Here is a 15,661-nt window from a genome sequence, read left to right on the forward strand (position 1 = left end):
TCTACCTTCCGAAGATGGAAAAAGGATCGGACAGCCGGTGGGTGTCCGGGGGAAGCAGTGGATCATTCCCCAGAAGTCAACAGCATCAACGTTAGCAGCTCACGCGCGACGTCCTCGACGGAGGTGTTGACGAGCGTGGTGTCGAACTCCGCCTCGGCGGCCAGCTCGACCTTCGCGGCGGCGAGGCGGCGCTCGATGACCTCGGGCGACTCGGTGCCGCGGCCGGTGAGGCGGCGGACCAGTTCCTCCCAGCTCGGCGGGGCGAGGAAGACCAGCTGGGACTCGGACATCGAGTCCTTCACCTGGCGGGCGCCCTGGAGGTCGATCTCCAGGAGCACCGGCTCCCCCGCGTCGAGGCGGTCGAGGACCGCGCGCCGCGGGGTGCCATAGCGGTTGCCCGCGAACTCGGCCCATTCGAGGAGCTCACCGTTGGCGATCAGCTTGTCGAACTCGTCGTCCGTCACGAAGAAGTAGTGGACGCCGTGCTTCTCGCCGGGGCGGGGCTTCCGTGTCGTCGCCGACACCGAGAGCCAGACCTCGGGGTGGACCTTGCGCATATGCGCGACGACCGTGCTCTTGCCGACCCCGGAGGGGCCGGAGAGCACGGTCAGCCGCGGACGTACCTCTGCTGCCATGCAGCGATTATTCCAGCTTCACCGGGGTGCCCGGGACGCGTGTCCCGGATCGGAAGCCGGACCGGCACCCGGATCAGGCGCCGGTGCTGCCGAACTCGCGCTCCAGGGAGGCGATCTGGTTGGAACCGAGACCGCGCACGCGGCGGCTCTCGGAGATGCCGAGGCGCTCCATGATCTGCTTGGCGCGGACCTTGCCCACGCCCGGCAGGGACTCGAGAAGGGCGGAGACCTTCATCTTGCCGATGACGTCGTTCTCCTGGCCGGTCTTGATGACCTCGTGGAGGGAGGCGCCGGAGTGCTTGAGTCGATTCTTGACCTCGGCCCGCTCCCGGCGAGCCGCGGCGGCCTTTTCGAGCGCGGCTGCGCGCTGTTCAGGGGTAAGGGGCGGAAGAGCCACGCCTACGTCACCTCGGATGTCGATCTGTCGGATACGGACCGGTGAGGAACCTCGCGCCCCACACCAGTGGAGCAACGCTCAACGACGTGGCCGTTGAACGCCTGCTCTGCCCCGGAGACTAGCGGCCGAGACCGCTCCAGTCAGCGAGAACGAAGGAAAAGTCCTGGTCAGCATCGACCGACCGGGACTTTTCCGGCATATCGACCCGGTTTTGAGCCAAGTTTTCGTCAAGGAGCGGGACGGCCCGGCGGGACGCGTCGTCCCACCGGGCCGTCACACCGCCCGCATCGGGGTCGATCCGCTCCGACCTGCGGAGAGACCCGGAGCCCGTCAGCCGCCGACGGCCGCGCGGATCTCGTCCGCGTACCGGTGCGCCGCGTCCCGCAGGGCGGCCGCGTCCGGACCGTGCCGCAGGACACCGCGGCTGACGTTCGGGACGACGTTGCCGACGGCCGCGCCGAAGACGGCGGGGAGATCGGCCGGGGTGGCGCCCTGGGCGCCGATGCCGGGGGCGAGCAGCGGACCGTTGATGTCCAGCGCGAACGAGGACAGGTCGCCGAGGGTGGCGCCGACCACCGCGCCGAAGGAGCCCATCGGGGTCTCGCCGGCGTTCTCCGCGGCCAGGTGGCCGAGCATGGTCGCGGCGATCGTGCGGCCCGCCGGGTCGTCGGTGCGCACGGCCCGCTGCACCTCGGCGCCCTCCGGGTTGGAGGTCAGGGCGAGCACGAAGAGGCCGGCCCCGGACGCGCGCGCCAGGTCGACGGCCGGCTTCAGGGAGCCGTAGCCCAGGTACGGGGAGACCGTGAGCGCGTCGGAGAACAGCGGGGAGTCCTCGCGCAGATACGTCTCGGCGTACGCGGCCATGGTGGAGCCGATGTCGCCGCGCTTGGCGTCCATGACGACCAGGCCGCCCGCCGCGCGCAGATCGGTGACGGCGCGCTCCAGGACGGCGATCCCGCGCGAGCCGAAGCGCTCGAAGAAGGCGGACTGCGGCTTGAAGACGGCGACGGTGTCCGCGAGCGCCTCGACCACCGTGAAGGTGAAGCGCTCCAGACCGGCCACGTCGTCGGTCAGGCCCCAGGAGTCGAGGAGGGCGGCGTGCGGGTCGATGCCGACGCAGAGCGGGCCGCGCTCGTCCATGGCGGAGCGCAGGCGGGTGCCGAAGGAGGGAATCACTGGGCGGCCTTTCGGTTGGCTGCGCCGACGGCTTCGGCGAGGGTGGCGTACGGGGAGGCCGCGAGGCGGGCGGCCAGGCCCTTGTGGATCGCCCGGGCGTAGAACGGGCCCTCGTAGACGAAGGCGCTGTAGCCCTGGATCAGGGTGGCGCCGGCCAGGATGCGCTGCCAGGCGTCCTCGGCGTTCTCGATGCCGCCGACGCCGACGAGGACCAGGCGGTCGCCCACGCGCGCGTGGAGGCGCCGCAGGACGGCGAGGGAGCGCTCCTTGACGGGCGCGCCGGACAGCCCGCCCGTCTCCCCGACCAGCGCGGGGTCGGACTTCAGGCCGAGCCCCTCGCGGGCGATGGTGGTGTTGGTGGCGATGATGCCGTCGAGGCCGAGCTCCAGGGCCAGGTCGGCGACCGCGTCGACGTCCTCGTCGGCCAGGTCGGGCGCGATCTTCACCAGGAGCGGGACGCGGCGGCCGGTGACCGCGCGGTCGGCGGCCTCGCGCACGGCCGTGAGCAGCGGGCGCAGGGATTCGGTGGCCTGGAGGTTGCGCAGCCCGGGGGTGTTCGGCGAGGAGACGTTCACGACGAGGTAGTCGGCGTGGGCGGCGAGGCGCTCGGTGGACTTCACGTAGTCGGCGGCGGCCTCGGCCTCCGGGACGGCCTTGGTCTTGCCGATGTTGACGCCGACGACGGTGCGGAAGACCGGCGTGCGGGCGGCCAGGCGCGCGGCGACGGCGGCGGAGCCCTCGTTGTTGAAGCCCATGCGGTTGATCAGGGCGCGGTCCGGCACGAGCCGGAAGAGGCGCTTCTTGGGGTTGCCGGGCTGGGCCTCGCCGGTGACCGTGCCGATCTCGATGTGGTCGAAGCCGAGCATCGACATGCCGTCGATGGCGACGGCGTTCTTGTCGAAGCCGGCGGCGAGCCCGAAGGGGCCGTGCATCCGCAGGCCGAGGGCCTCGGTGCGCAGCTCCTGGTACCGGGGCGCGAGGACGGCGGCGGCGAAGGTCCGCAGCACGGGGACGCGGGCGGCCAGCCGGATCCAGCGGAAGGCCAGGTAGTGGGCCTCCTCGGGGTCCATGCGCTTGAAGACGACGTTGAAGAAGAACTTGTACATGTGCTCCGGTCCGGGTCTGCTCATGACGAGGGGGACACCGCAGATCCTGCCGGTGTCCCCCTCCTCTGACGGGCTGCTAGTCGCGTGCCGCGATCAGGTGCTCCGCGTGCTCCTGGAGCGAGCGGACGCCGACGTCGCCGCGGTTGAGCGCGTCGATGCCCTGGACGGCGGCGGCGAGCGCCTGGACCGTGGTGAGGCACGGGACGCTGCGGGCCACCGCGGCCGTACGGATCTCGTAGCCGTCGAGGCGGCCGCCGGTGCCGTACGGGGTGTTGACGATCAGGTCGACCTGGCCGTCGTGGATGAGCTGGACGATCGTCTTCTCGCCGTTCGGGCCCTCGCCCTCGCTCAGCTTGCGCACGATCGTGGCGTTGAGGCCGTTGCGCTTGAGGACCTCGGCGGTGCCCGAGGTGGCGAGCAGCTCGAAGCCGTGGGCGACCAGCTCGCGCGCCGGGAAGATCATCGAGCGCTTGTCGCGGTTGGCGACCGAGATGAACGCGCGGCCCTTGGTGGGCAGCGGGCCGTAGGCGCCGGCCTGCGACTTGGCGTACGCCGTGCCGAAGACCGCGTCGATGCCCATGACCTCGCCGGTGGAGCGCATCTCCGGGCCGAGGACCGTGTCGACGCCGCGGCCGTGCACGTCGCGGAAGCGCGACCACGGCATCACGGCCTCCTTGACGGAGATCGGCGCGTCGAGCGGCAGGGTGCCGCCGTCGCCGGTCTTCGGCAGCAGTCCCTCGGTCCGCAGCTCGGCGATGGTGGCGCCGAGCGAGATGCGGGCGGCGGCCTTCGCGAGCGGGACGGCGGTCGCCTTCGAGGTGAAGGGCACGGTCCGGGAGGCCCGCGGGTTCGCCTCCAGGACGTAGAGGATGTCGCCGGCCATGGCGAACTGGATGTTGATCAGGCCGCGCACGCCGACGCCCTTGGCGATGGCCTCGGTGGAGGCGCGCAGGCGCTTGATGTCGAAGCCGCCGAGGGTGATCGGGGGCAGGGCGCAGGCCGAGTCGCCGGAGTGGATGCCGGCCTCCTCGATGTGCTCCATGACGCCGCCGAGGTAGAGCTCGTGGCCGTCGTAGAGGGCGTCGACGTCGATCTCGATGGCGTCGTCGAGGAAGCGGTCGACCAGGACCGGCCGGGTGGGGCTGATCTCGGTGGACTCGGCGATGTACGACTCCAGGCGGGCCTCGTCGTACACGATCTCCATGCCGCGGCCGCCGAGCACGTACGAGGGGCGTACGAGGACGGGGTAGCCGATCTCGTCGGCGATGGCCTTGGCGCCGGCGAAGGTGGTCGCGGTGCCGTGCTTGGGGGCCGGGAGGCCGGCCTCGGCGAGCACCTGGCCGAAGGCGCCGCGGTCCTCGGCGGCGTGGATGGCCTCCGGGGAGGTGCCGACGACCGGCACGCCGTTGTCCTTGAGCGCCTGCGACAGGCCCAGCGGGGTCTGGCCGCCGAGCTGGACGACGACACCGGCGACGGGGCCGGCCAGCGTCTCCGCGTGGACGATCTCCAGCACGTCCTCGAGCGTCAGCGGCTCGAAGTACAGGCGGTCGGAGGTGTCGTAGTCGGTGGAGACGGTCTCCGGGTTGCAGTTGACCATCACGGTCTCGTAGCCCGCGTCGCTCAGGGCGAAGGAGGCGTGGACGCAGGAGTAGTCGAACTCGATGCCCTGGCCGATGCGGTTCGGGCCGGAGCCCAGGATGATCACCGCGGGCTTCTCGCGGGGCGCGACCTCGGACTCCTCGTCGTAGGAGGAGTAGAAGTACGGCGTCTTCGCGGCGAACTCGGCGGCGCAGGTGTCGACCGTCTTGTAGACCGGGCGGACGCCGAGGGCGTGCCGGACCTCGCGGACGACGTCCTCGCGGAGCCCGCGGATCTCGGCGATCTGGGCGTCCGAGAAGCCGTGGCGCTTGGCCTCGGCGAGGAGCTCGGGCTCGAGCTTCTCCGCGGCGCCGAGCTCGTCGGCGATCTCCTTGATCAGGAAGAGCTGGTCGACGAACCACGGGTCGATCTTCGTCGCGTCGAAGACCTCCTCGGGGGTGGCTCCGGCGCGGATGGCCTGCATGACGGTGTTGATGCGGCCGTCGGTCGGGCGGACCGCCTCGCGGAGCAGCTCGGCCTTGTCGCCGGGCTCGCCGACGAAGGTGAACTGCGAGCCCTTCTTCTCCAGGGAGCGCAGGGCCTTCTGGAGGGCCTCGGTGAAGTTGCGGCCGATGGCCATGGCCTCGCCCACCGACTTCATGGTGGTGGTGAGGGTGGAGTCGGCCTGCGGGAACTTCTCGAAGGCGAACCGCGGGGCCTTGACGACGACGTAGTCGAGCGTGGGCTCGAAGGACGCCGGGGTCTGCTCCGTGATGTCGTTCGGGATCTCGTCCAGCGTGTAGCCGACGGCGAGGCGGGCCGCGATCTTGGCGATCGGGAAGCCGGTGGCCTTGGAGGCGAGGGCCGAGGAGCGGGAGACGCGGGGGTTCATCTCGATGACGATGATCCGGCCGTCGACCGGGTCGATCGCGAACTGGATGTTGCAGCCGCCGGTGTCGACGCCGACCTCGCGGATGATCGCGATGCCGATGTCGCGGAGGCGCTGGTACTCGCGGTCGGTGAGCGTCATCGCCGGGGCCACGGTGATCGAGTCACCGGTGTGGACGCCCATCGGGTCGAAGTTCTCGATGGAGCAGACGACCACGACGTTGTCGGCCTTGTCGCGCATCAGCTCCAGCTCGTACTCCTTCCAGCCGAGGATGGACTCCTCCAGGAGCACCTCGGTGGTCGGGGAGAGCGTGAGGCCCTGGCCGGCGATGCGGCGCAGCTCCTCCTCGTCGTGGGCGAAGCCGGAGCCGGCGCCGCCCATGGTGAAGGAGGGGCGGACGACGACGGGGTAGCCGCCGAGGGTGTCGACGCCCTTGATGACGTCGTCCATCGTGTGGCAGATGACCGAGCGGGCCGACTCGCCGTAGCCGATCTTGGCCTTGACGGCCTCGACGACGCCCTTGAAGAGGTCGCGGTCCTCGCCCTTGTTGATGGCCTCGACGTTGGCGCCGATGAGCTCGACGCCGTACTTCTCCAGGACGCCCTGCTCGTGCATGGAGATCGCGGTGTTGAGCGCGGTCTGGCCGCCGAGGGTGGGCAGGAGGGCGTCGGGGCGCTCCTTGGCGATGATCTTCTCGACGAACTCGGGGGTGATCGGCTCGACGTACGTGGCGTCGGCGATCTCCGGGTCGGTCATGATCGTGGCCGGGTTGGAGTTGACCAGGATCACCCGCAGGCCCTCGGCCTTGAGGATGCGGCAGGCCTGGGTGCCGGAGTAGTCGAACTCGGCGGCCTGGCCGATGACGATCGGGCCGGAGCCGATGACCAGGACGGACTGGATATCGGTGCGCTTAGGCACGCTCGGCCTCCATCAAAGAAGTGAAACGGTCGAAGAGGTACGCGGCGTCGTGCGGGCCCGCGGCCGCCTCGGGGTGGTACTGCACGGAGAAGGCCGGCTGGTCGAGCAGCTGGAGGCCTTCCACGACGTCGTCGTTCAGGCAGACGTGCGAGACCTCGGCACGCCCGTAGGCGGTCTCGGAGACCTTGTCGAGGGGCGCGTCGACGGCGAAGCCGTGGTTGTGCGCGGTGATCTCGACCTTGCCGGTCGTACGGTCCTGGACCGGCTGGTTGATGCCCCGGTGGCCGTACTTGAGCTTGTAGGTGCCGAAGCCGAGCGCGCGGCCGAGGATCTGGTTGCCGAAGCAGATGCCGAAGAGCGGGGTCTTACGCTCCAGGACGGCCTGCATGAGGGCGACGGGGCCGTCCGCGGTGGCCGGGTCGCCCGGGCCGTTGGAGAAGAACACGCCGTCCGGGGCGACCGCGTACACGTCCTCGACGGTGGCGGTGGCGGGCAGGACGTGGACCTCGATGCCGCGCTCGGCCATGCGGTGCGGGGTCATGCCCTTGATGCCGAGGTCGATCGCGGCGACGGTGAACCTCTTGGTGCCGATCGCGGGGACGACGTACGTCTCGGTGGTGGCGACCTCGGCGGAGAGGTTCGCGCCCTTCATCTGGGGCTGGGCCTTGACCTTGTCGAGGAGGGCCTCGTCGCGGATGCCGGACCAGGCCTCGCCGGAGAAGATGCCGACGCGCATGGCGCCGCGCTCGCGCAGGTGGCGGGTGAGGGCGCGGGTGTCGACGCCGGAGATGCCGACGACGCCCTGGCGCTCCAGCTCCTCGTCGAGCGAGCGCTGGGCGCGCCAGTTGGAGGAGACGCGGGCGGGGTCGCGGACCACGTAGCCGGAGACCCAGATCCTCGCGGACTCGGGGTCCTCGTCGTTGACGCCCGTGTTGCCGACGTGCGGGGCGGTCATGACGACGACCTGGCGGTGGTACGACGGGTCGGTGAGGGTCTCCTGGTAGCCGGTCATGCCGGTGGAGAACACGGCCTCGCCGAAGGTCTCCCCCACGGCCCCGTAGGCGCGGCCGCGGAAGATGCGGCCGTCCTCCAGGACGAGTACGGCGGGAACCTTGCTGGTTCCCCGGGTGGAGGTCGTCATCGTGCGATGCCTTCCGTCGTGGTGGTCATGGAGTTGATGGCCTCGACCCAGGCGGCGTGCTCGGCCGCCCGGTCGGACCGGAAGCCGGAGTCGAGCAGCGTGCCGCCGTGCGTCCAGGTGACGATCAGCAGGCCGCCCTCGGCGAGGACCTTGCCCGCGATGCCCTTGTCGAGGCGTGCCTCGCGCAGGGCCTCGGCCGGGACGAAGAAGTCGTTCGCCCCGGGGCGCACGACGGCCAGTCCGGCGTCGGTGAGGGTCAGCTCGACGCGGCTGCGGGTGCCGAGTCCGTGGGCCACGATCCGGTCGAGCCACTGCCCGGCGGTCGTGGACCCGTGGTAGCGCCCGCTGAGGGTCAGTCTTGCCTCACCGGCGGCCTCGGGCACGGCGGGGAGCTCGGGGAGGTCCGACTGGAGGCTGCCGCGCCACTTCCAGCCCTGGCGCATCAGCCAGTACACGAAGGCGATGAAGAGGAGCAGTCCGGCGACCCAGCCGAGCCGTCCGGCCCAGTCGGTCACCTCCGCCGACTTCTGCTCGGCAGCCTCTGCGGCGATTGCGATGAGTGGTGTCACGCCAGCTTCCCGTCCACGACCGTTGCCCGGCCCCGCAGGAAGGTGTGGGTGACGCGTCCCGGCAGCTCGCGGCCCTCGTACGGGGTGTTGCGGCTGCGGGAGGCGAAGTCCGCGGGGTCCACGACACCACGGTAAGCGGGATCGACCAGCGTCAGGTTCGCGGGCTCACCAGCCGAGACGGGTCGTCCGTGGCCGGTGGCCCGTCCGATGCGGGCGGGGGCGAAGGACATCCGGTCGGCGACGCCGGCCCAGTCGAGGAGGCCGGTCTCGACCATCGTCTGCTGGACGACGGAGAGCGCGGTCTCCAGGCCGACCATGCCCATGGCGGCCGCGGCCCACTCGCAGTCCTTGTCCTCGTGGGGGTGCGGGGCGTGGTCGGTGGCGACGATGTCGATCGTGCCGTCGGCCAGCGCCTCGCGGAGCGCGAGGACGTCCTTCTCGGTGCGCAGCGGCGGGTTGACCTTGTAGACCGGGTTGTAGCTCCGGACCATCTCGTCGGTGAGGAGGAGGTGGTGCGGGGTGACCTCGGCGGTGACGTCGATGCCGCGGGACTTGGCCCAGCGGACGATCTCGACGGAGCCGGCGGTGGAGAGGTGGCAGATGTGGACGCGGGAGCCGACGTGCTCGGCGAGGAGGACGTCGCGGGCGATGATCGACTCCTCGGCGACGGCGGGCCAGCCGCCGAGTCCGAGCTCGGCCGAGACGATGCCCTCGTTCATCTGGGCGCCCTCGGTGAGGCGGGGCTCCTGGGCGTGCTGGGCGACGACGCCGTCGAAGGCCTTCACGTACTCCAGGGCGCGGCGCATGATCACCGCGTCGTCGACGCACTTGCCGTCGTCGGAGAAGACGGTGACGCCGGCGGCGGACTCGTGCATGGCGCCGAGCTCGGCGAGCTTCTTGCCCTCCAGGCCGACGGTGACGGCGCCGATGGGCTGCACGTCGCAGTAGCCGGACTCCTTGCCGAGCCGGTAGACCTGCTCGACGACGCCGGCGGTGTCGGCGACCGGGTGGGTGTTGGCCATGGCGAAGACGGCCGTGAAGCCGCCGGAGGCGGCGGCGCGGGTGCCGGTGAGGACGGTCTCGGAGTCCTCGCGGCCGGGCTCGCGCAGGTGGGTGTGGAGGTCGACGAGGCCGGGCAGCAGGATCAGTCCCTCGGCCTCGATGACGGTGGCGCCCTCGGCGGAGAGGCCGGTGCCGACCTCGGCGACGGTCTCGCCGTCGACGAGGACGTCCTGAACGGCGCCGCCGAGCACCTTCGCACCACGGATCAGGATCTTGCTCATGGTCACTTGCTCTCCTCGGTGCGGGGGGTGCTGGGGGCGGGGGCGGCGGAGTCGTTGCCGCCGAGCAGCAGGTAGAGGACGGCCATCCGGACGGAGACCCCGTTGGCGACCTGCTCGACGACCGTGCAGCGGTCGGAGTCGGCGACCTCGGCGGTGATCTCCATGCCGCGGACCATGGGGCCGGGGTGCATGACGATGGCGTGCTCCGGCATCTTCGCCATGCGCTCGCCGTCGAGTCCGTACCGGCGCGAGTACTCGCGCTCGGTGGGGAAGAAGGCGGCGTTCATCCGCTCGCGCTGCACCCGCAGCATCATGACGGCGTCGGACTTGGGCAGCACGCGGTCGAGGTCGTACGAGACCTCGCAGGGCCAGGTCTCGACGCCGACGGGGACCAGGGTGGGCGGGGCCACCAGGGTGACCTCGGCGCCGAGGGTGTGCAGCAGGTCGACGTTGGAGCGGGCGACCCGGCTGTGCAGGACGTCGCCGACGAGGGTGATCCGTCGGCCCGCGAGGTCCTGGCCGAGTCCGGCGTCCCGGCCGACCAGGCGGCGGCGCATGGTGAAGGCGTCCAGGAGGGCCTGGGTGGGGTGCTGGTGGGTGCCGTCGCCGGCGTTGATGACGGGGGCGTCGATCCAGCCGGAGGTCGCGAGGCGGTACGGGGCACCGGAGGCGCCGTGGCGGATGACGACCGCGTCGACGCCCATGGCCTCCAGGGTCTGCGCGGTGTCCTTGAGGGACTCGCCCTTGGAGACGCTGGAGCCCTTGGCCGCGAAGTTGATGACGTCGGCGGAGAGGCGCTTCTCGGCGGCCTCGAAGGAGATCCGGGTCCGGGTGGAGTCCTCGAAGAATAGGTTGCAGACGGTCCGGCCGCGCAGGGTCGGCAGCTTCCGGATGGGCCGGTCGGCCACCCGGGCCATCTCCTCGGCGGTGTCGAGGATCAGGACGGCGTCGTCGCGGGTGAGGTCGGCGGCCGAGATGAGGTGACGCATCATCGGTGTGTCTCTCCGTGGTGGGGAGGTGTGAGGGCATGCGGGGGCGCAGGGGGGTGCCCCGGCCCCGCGGGAAAAAGCCGGTCCGGCTAGGCGGTGGGCCGGGCGCCGAGCAGGACGGTGTCGCGACCGTCCTCCTCGGCGAGCTGGACCTTGACCGTCTCCCGCAGCGACGTGGGGAGGTTCTTGCCGACGTAGTCGGCGCGGATCGGAAGCTCGCGGTGGCCGCGGTCGACGAGGACGGCGAGCTGGACCGCGCGGGGGCGGCCGATGTCGCCGAGGGCGTCGAGGGCGGCGCGGATGGTGCGCCCGGAGAAGAGCACGTCGTCGACCAGGACGACCAGGCGGCCGTCGATGCCGTCACCGGGGATCTCGGTGCGGCCGAGGGCGCGGGCCGGCTTCAGCCGCAGGTCGTCCCGGTACATCGTGATGTCCAGGGAGCCGACCGGGGTCTTGGTGCCGGTGATCGATTCGAGCTTCTCGGCGAGCCGCCGGGCGAGGTAGACGCCGCGGGTCGGGATGCCGAGGAGGACCACGTCGTCGGCGCCCTTGGCGCGCTCGACGATCTCGTGGGCGATGCGGGTCAGTACCCGCGCGATGTCCGGGGCCTCCAGAACGGGCCGCGCGTCGTCGCCGTACTTCTGCTGGGTGTCCATGAAGAAACGGACCTCCTTCTCCGCCTCACGGGACGGTTCTTAAAGGACGTCGGATGTGCGTCGACCACGATACCAGGGGCGCGCGGAGGCTTCAGGGGCGCCCCCGCCCCCGCCGCGGGCACCGTCCCTCGGGAGGGGGCGGTACGGACCTTTCGGCTTGACGGGAAAGAGTAACGCTGCGTAACCTCACAGTGAGTTACCAGCCGCGCGGCGCAGCCGCATGTCGTCACAGCGTCCGGGAGCGTTATGTCCAGCGAATACGCAAAGCAGCTCGGGGCCAAACTCCGTGCCATCCGCACCCAGCAGGGTCTCTCCCTCCACGGGGTGGAGGAGAAGTCCCAGGGCCGCTGGAAGGCCGTGGTGGTCGGTTCGTACGAGCGCGGCGACCGCGCGGTGACCGTGCAGCGTCTTGCCGAGCTGGCCGACTTCTACGGTGTGCCGGTCCAGGAGCTCCTGCCGGGCACGACGCCGGGCGGCGCGGCCGAGCCGCCGCCGAAGCTCGTTCTGGACCTGGAGCGCCTGGCGCACGTCCCGCAGGAGAAGGCGGGCCCGCTCCAGCGCTACGCGGCGACGATCCAGTCGCAGCGCGGCGACTACAACGGCAAGGTGCTGTCGATCCGCCAGGACGACCTGCGCACCCTGGCCGTCATCTACGACCAGTCGCCCTCGGTCCTCACCGAGCAGCTCATCAGCTGGGGCGTCCTCGACGCGGACGCGCGCCGCGCGGTCGCCCACGAGGAGAACTGACCCCTTCGGGGGAGCCAGCAGAAACGTACCGCCGGGCCCGTGGACGTCAGCCGACGTCCACGGGCCCTTCGCGTTCCACCGCGCCGCGGGCGCCGGGCTCCCCCGCCGGCCGGGGCGGGCGCCCGCCGTCTCACGGACGACGGCCCGCGGAGACGCCGAAGGGGCCCGCAGCACGTGTGCTGCGGGCCCCTTCGACTGCCGGTGACGTGTCCGGACTCAGACGTCCGCGTCCCGGCGCAGACGCGGCTTCAGGTCCTTGAAGCGCGCCAGCAGACCGTTGACGAAGGTCGGGGACTCGTCCGTGGAGAACTCCTTGGCGAGCTGCACCGCCTCGTCGATCGCGACCGCGTCCGGCGTGCCGTCCTCCCAGATCAGCTCGTACGCGCCGAGGCGCACGATGTTCCGGTCGGCGACCGGCATCCGGTCGAGGTCCCAGTCCACCGCGTAGGTCGCGATGAGCTCGTCGATCCGGGCCACGTGGGACGCGTAGCCCTCGACCAGCTGCATGGTGAAGTCGTTCACCGGCGGCTGGCGGTCGTCCGACCGCGCGTGCCGGACCTGGTCCGCGAGGACCTCCTGGACGGAGGCACCGCGCTGGTCCGCCTCGAAGAGGATCTGGAAGGCGCGCTTGCGGGCGTTGCTCCGAGCGGCCACGCTACTTGTTCACCCGGCCGAGGTAGTCGCTGGTGCGGGTGTCGACCTTGATCTTCTCACCGGTGGTGATGAAGAGCGGGACCTGGATCTCGTGGCCGGTCTCCAGCGTGGCGGGCTTGGTGCCACCGGTGGAGCGGTCGCCCTGGACACCCGGGTCGGTGTGCTTGATCGTCAGCTCGACGGCGGCCGGGAGCTCGACGTAGAGCACCTCGCCCTCGTGCTGCGCGACCGAGGCGGTGAAGCCCTCGATGAGGAAGTTGGCGGCGTCGCCGACGGACTTGCGGTCGACCATCAGCTGGTCGTAGGTCTGCTCGTCCATGAAGACGAAGTAGTCGCCGTCCATGTAGGAGAACTGCATGTCGCGGCGGTCGATGGTGGCCGTATCGACCTTCACGCCGGCGTTGAAGGTCTTGTCGACGACCTTGCCGGACAGCACGTTCTTGAGCTTGGTGCGCACGAAGGCCGGGCCCTTGCCGGGCTTGACGTGCTGGAACTCGACGACGGACCAGAGCTGGCCCCCGTCGAGCTTGAGCACCATGCCGTTCTTGAGGTCGTTCGTGGAAGCCACGGTTGCGGAATCTCCTGGACTGACGTGGGACCTCGGAGACGTACGCGCCCTACAGCGCGAGCAGCTCCTTGGTCGTGATGGTGAGTAGCTCGGGTCCGCCGTCCGCCTCCTGGCGCACGACGAGCGTGTCATCGATCCGGACCCCGCCCCGTCCCGGGAGGTGAACCCCCGGTTCGACGGTGACCGGCACACAAGCGTCCAGTTTACCCATGGCCGAGGGTGAGAGCTGCGGGTCCTCGTCGATTTCGAGCCCCACCCCGTGCCCGGTGAGGGGGACGGCGGCCTCTCCGTGCCCCGCGGAGTGCAGGATCTGACGGGCCGCCCGGTCCACGTCGCGGTACTCGGCGCCCGGCGCGAGGGACTCCCGCCCGGCCCGCTGAGCGGCGAAGACGAGCTCGTACAGCTCGATCTGCCAGTCGGCCGGCGTCGTGCCGATGACGAAGGTGCGGCCGATCTCGCACCGGTAGCCGCGGTAGTCGGCGCCGAGGCAGACCGAGAGGAAATCGCCCTCCTCGACCCGGCGGTCGGTGGGCCGGTGCCCGCGGCGGCCGGAGTGCGGGCCGGTCGCGACCGAGGTCGGGAAGGCCGCCCCGTCGGCGCCGTGGTCGACGAGCCGCCGCTCCAGCTCCAGGGCGAGGTGCCGCTCGGTCCGCCCCACCAGGATCGACTCCAGGAGCTCGCCGAGGGCCTGGTCGGCGATCTCCGCGGCGATCCGGAGGCAGGCGATCTCGTCCTCGTCCTTGACGATCCTCAGCTGCTCCACGGCGCAGGCCAGGTCGGCGAGCCGCAGTCCGGGCGAGACGGCCCCCATGGCGCGGTGCCGGGCCACGGTCAGATCGTGCTCCTCGACGGCCAGCGCGTCGGCGCCGGCCCGGCGGGCGAGGTCGACCGCGGCGACGGCCGGATCACCGCCGCCCGCGGAGAGCACCTGGCGGCGCAGGAGTTCGTCGAGCCGCCCGTCGGCCGGTTCGCCGGTCGGCGCGACCGGGCAGAGCAGGACGTCCGCCTCGGGCTCGGGCCCGACGAGGAGGACGGCGCCCGCGGGCGAGCCGCCCGCGAGATAGCGGACGTTGGCGGGGCGGGAGACCAGGGCCGCCGGGCTGCCCGCGGCCGCGCACCGGTCGCGCAGCCGTACACGGCGGTCCGCATACACCTCTGACATGCTCCGAGCCTACGAGCAGCGGGGCGGGGCGGCCTGTTCAGGACGTCCGACCGGGCGGGCCCCGCCGGGCGGCACGCGGGCGGGACGGCCCGGCCTCCCCGGCCCGGCCCCCGGGCCCGGGGGGCGACTCACCAGGTGGGCGGGCTCGCGATCGCGCGGGCCAGGACGTCGTCGAGGACCCGGGCGGTGGTCTCGACGTCGTACGTGGAGTTGTCGATGATCGGCAGTCCCGAGCCGTACCAGCCGGCCATCCGCCCGTGGATGGCGGCGACCTCCTCGTCCGAGAGGCGGCGGTTGCCGCTGCGCTCGGCGTTGCGCTCCAGGACGATCTCCAGGCCGGGCAGCAGCACCACGGGCAGCAGCCCGGGGCCGACGTGGCGCTTCCAGCCGCCGAGGCCGACGACGGGCCGGTCGGGGAAGACGGCGTCGTCGACGATGCAGGAGATGCCGTTGGCGAGGAAGTTGCGCGCGGCGAAGCCGCAGGTGCGGCGGGCGAGCCGGTACTGCGCCTCGGAGTGCTCGTTCCAGCCGGACTGCGGGTCGGCGAAGCCGGAGCAGACCCACTCGCGGACGTCGTCGAGGCTGATGTGCGCGGTGGGCACCCGGCGGCGCTGCGCCCAGTGCCGGGCGACGGTGGTCTTGCCGGCTCCGGCGGGGCCGATGAGCAGGACGGCTAGGGTCGCGGCGCCGGTTCCTCCGCCCTGCTCCCCCGGGGGCGCGAGCGGCGCGCTCACGGGCGGCAGCGGCACCTGGCCGGTGAGGTCGGCGCGCGGGGACCGACCGCCGGGATACGGCGACCCGCCCGGACGGTGGGAGCCGCCGGAGGACGGCGGCACCGCTCCGGAGCCGCCCCAGCCGGACGTCCCGGGCCCGGCGGGGGGCGCGGAGTGCGGGCTCCCGGGCGTGCTGCCCTGGACGGCCGGGTGCACTCCGAGCCGCGATCCGGCCGGCGGCCCCTGGTACGGGGCGCCGGGCGGAGGCGGCGGTATCGGCGGCAGTCCGCCGGGCGCACCGGCGGTCGGCCCGCCGCCGGGCACGGCGGACGCGGGTCCCGTCGCCGCCCCGGCTCCATGGCCCGGTCCTACCCCTGTGCCGCCGGCTCCGGTGCCGCCACCCGGTCCGGTCGCCGTCCCTGGGACGCCCCCGGTCGAGGCGGCGGAACCGGGGACGGGCCCCGGGCCGGTGCCGGGACC

The 15,661-nt window shown here is 71.9% G+C and carries 15 protein-coding genes; 1 reads left to right on the top strand and 14 read right to left on the bottom strand.

The features are described 5' to 3' along the window. Positions 1-62 precede the first annotated feature (62 nt). From gmk to pyrR, 10 genes are all read right to left on the bottom strand, one after another. Positions 63-635: a guanylate kinase gene (gene gmk / locus ACF09E_RS18845; RefSeq protein ID WP_361854825.1), complete on the bottom strand. Its 573-nt coding sequence runs from the start codon at positions 633-635 to the stop codon at positions 63-65. A 73-nt stretch (positions 636-708) separates the two neighbouring features. Beyond that, positions 709-1,032, bottom strand: a complete 324-nt coding sequence (locus ACF09E_RS18850; protein WP_030204477.1) for an integration host factor — start codon at positions 1,030-1,032, stop codon at positions 709-711. 330 nt (positions 1,033-1,362) lie between these two features. After that, the gene (gene pyrF, locus ACF09E_RS18855) at positions 1,363-2,208 is read right to left on the bottom strand and encodes an orotidine-5'-phosphate decarboxylase (protein WP_392206187.1); all 846 of its coding nucleotides are present in this window, start codon (positions 2,206-2,208) and stop codon (positions 1,363-1,365) included. After that, positions 2,205-3,314 (bottom strand): quinone-dependent dihydroorotate dehydrogenase, encoded by a 1,110-nt coding sequence (locus tag ACF09E_RS18860; RefSeq protein WP_392206411.1) that lies wholly within the window; start codon positions 3,312-3,314, stop codon positions 2,205-2,207. The genes pyrF and ACF09E_RS18860 overlap by 4 nt, the downstream gene beginning before the upstream one ends. A 76-nt stretch (positions 3,315-3,390) precedes the next feature. Beyond that, positions 3,391-6,699, bottom strand: coding sequence for a carbamoyl-phosphate synthase large subunit (carB, locus tag ACF09E_RS18865; RefSeq protein ID WP_392206188.1), 3,309 nt, complete (start codon positions 6,697-6,699; stop codon positions 3,391-3,393). Next, the gene (gene carA / locus ACF09E_RS18870) at positions 6,692-7,840 is read right to left on the bottom strand and encodes a glutamine-hydrolyzing carbamoyl-phosphate synthase small subunit (protein ID WP_392206189.1); all 1,149 of its coding nucleotides are present in this window, start codon (positions 7,838-7,840) and stop codon (positions 6,692-6,694) included. Before carA ends, carB begins: the two co-directional genes overlap by 8 nt. Then, complete coding sequence (locus ACF09E_RS18875) at positions 7,837-8,409, bottom strand: hypothetical protein (protein WP_392206190.1); 573 nt, start codon at positions 8,407-8,409, stop codon at positions 7,837-7,839. Before ACF09E_RS18875 ends, carA begins: the two co-directional genes overlap by 4 nt. Next, positions 8,406-9,692 carry a dihydroorotase gene (locus ACF09E_RS18880; RefSeq protein ID WP_392206191.1) on the bottom strand — a complete coding sequence of 429 codons (1,287 nt, stop codon included), beginning with the start codon at positions 9,690-9,692 and terminating at the stop codon, positions 8,406-8,408. The genes ACF09E_RS18875 and ACF09E_RS18880 overlap by 4 nt, the downstream gene beginning before the upstream one ends. A gap of 2 nt (positions 9,693-9,694) precedes the next feature. Continuing rightward, complete coding sequence (locus ACF09E_RS18885; RefSeq protein WP_392206192.1) at positions 9,695-10,684, bottom strand: aspartate carbamoyltransferase catalytic subunit; 990 nt, start codon at positions 10,682-10,684, stop codon at positions 9,695-9,697. An 86-nt stretch (positions 10,685-10,770) separates the two neighbouring features. After that, positions 10,771-11,337 carry a bifunctional pyr operon transcriptional regulator/uracil phosphoribosyltransferase PyrR gene (gene pyrR, locus ACF09E_RS18890; protein ID WP_148004978.1) on the bottom strand — a complete coding sequence of 189 codons (567 nt, stop codon included), beginning with the start codon at positions 11,335-11,337 and terminating at the stop codon, positions 10,771-10,773. Positions 11,338-11,583: 246 nt separating this feature from the next. On the opposite strand from pyrR, the gene bldD reads away from it, so the two are divergent. After that, positions 11,584-12,084 carry a transcriptional regulator BldD gene (gene bldD, locus ACF09E_RS18895; protein WP_015032294.1) on the top strand — a complete coding sequence of 167 codons (501 nt, stop codon included), beginning with the start codon at positions 11,584-11,586 and terminating at the stop codon, positions 12,082-12,084. 216 nt (positions 12,085-12,300) lie between these two features. Here the strand turns inward: bldD and nusB are convergent, their stop codons facing one another. The 4 genes from nusB to ACF09E_RS18915 all read right to left on the bottom strand — a co-directional run bounded on the left by nusB (position 12,301) and on the right by ACF09E_RS18915 (position 15,505). After that, positions 12,301-12,738 (bottom strand): transcription antitermination factor NusB, encoded by a 438-nt coding sequence (gene nusB / locus ACF09E_RS18900; RefSeq protein ID WP_361863073.1) that lies wholly within the window; start codon positions 12,736-12,738, stop codon positions 12,301-12,303. Position 12,739: 1 nt separating this feature from the next. Further along, positions 12,740-13,306: an elongation factor P gene (efp, locus tag ACF09E_RS18905; protein ID WP_361863070.1), complete on the bottom strand. Its 567-nt coding sequence runs from the start codon at positions 13,304-13,306 to the stop codon at positions 12,740-12,742. 49 nt (positions 13,307-13,355) lie between these two features. Beyond that, the gene (locus tag ACF09E_RS18910; RefSeq protein ID WP_392047237.1) at positions 13,356-14,468 is read right to left on the bottom strand and encodes an aminopeptidase P family protein; all 1,113 of its coding nucleotides are present in this window, start codon (positions 14,466-14,468) and stop codon (positions 13,356-13,358) included. A gap of 128 nt (positions 14,469-14,596) precedes the next feature. Continuing rightward, the gene (locus tag ACF09E_RS18915; RefSeq protein WP_392206193.1) at positions 14,597-15,505 is read right to left on the bottom strand and encodes an AAA family ATPase; all 909 of its coding nucleotides are present in this window, start codon (positions 15,503-15,505) and stop codon (positions 14,597-14,599) included. Positions 15,506-15,661: the final 156 nt, after the last annotated feature.

It is taken from the genome of Streptomyces sp. NPDC014891, from assembly GCF_043081085.1.
Taxonomy (GTDB): Bacteria; Actinomycetota; Actinomycetes; order Streptomycetales; family Streptomycetaceae; genus Streptomyces.

Coding starts and splice junctions, on each gene's coding strand:
- gmk (WP_361854825.1), bottom strand. CDS start 635: ATGGCAGCAGAGGTACGTCCGCGGCTGACCGTGCTCTCCGGCCCCTCC.
- ACF09E_RS18860 (WP_392206411.1), bottom strand. CDS start 3,314: ATGTACAAGTTCTTCTTCAACGTCGTCTTCAAGCGCATGGACCCCGAG.
- carA (WP_392206189.1), bottom strand. CDS start 7,840: ATGACGACCTCCACCCGGGGAACCAGCAAGGTTCCCGCCGTACTCGTC.
- ACF09E_RS18880 (WP_392206191.1), bottom strand. CDS start 9,692: ATGAGCAAGATCCTGATCCGTGGTGCGAAGGTGCTCGGCGGCGCCGTT.
- ACF09E_RS18885 (WP_392206192.1), bottom strand. CDS start 10,684: ATGATGCGTCACCTCATCTCGGCCGCCGACCTCACCCGCGACGACGCC.
- pyrR (WP_148004978.1), bottom strand. CDS start 11,337: ATGGACACCCAGCAGAAGTACGGCGACGACGCGCGGCCCGTTCTGGAG.
- bldD (WP_015032294.1), top strand. CDS start 11,584: ATGTCCAGCGAATACGCAAAGCAGCTCGGGGCCAAACTCCGTGCCATC.
- ACF09E_RS18910 (WP_392047237.1), bottom strand. CDS start 14,468: ATGTCAGAGGTGTATGCGGACCGCCGTGTACGGCTGCGCGACCGGTGC.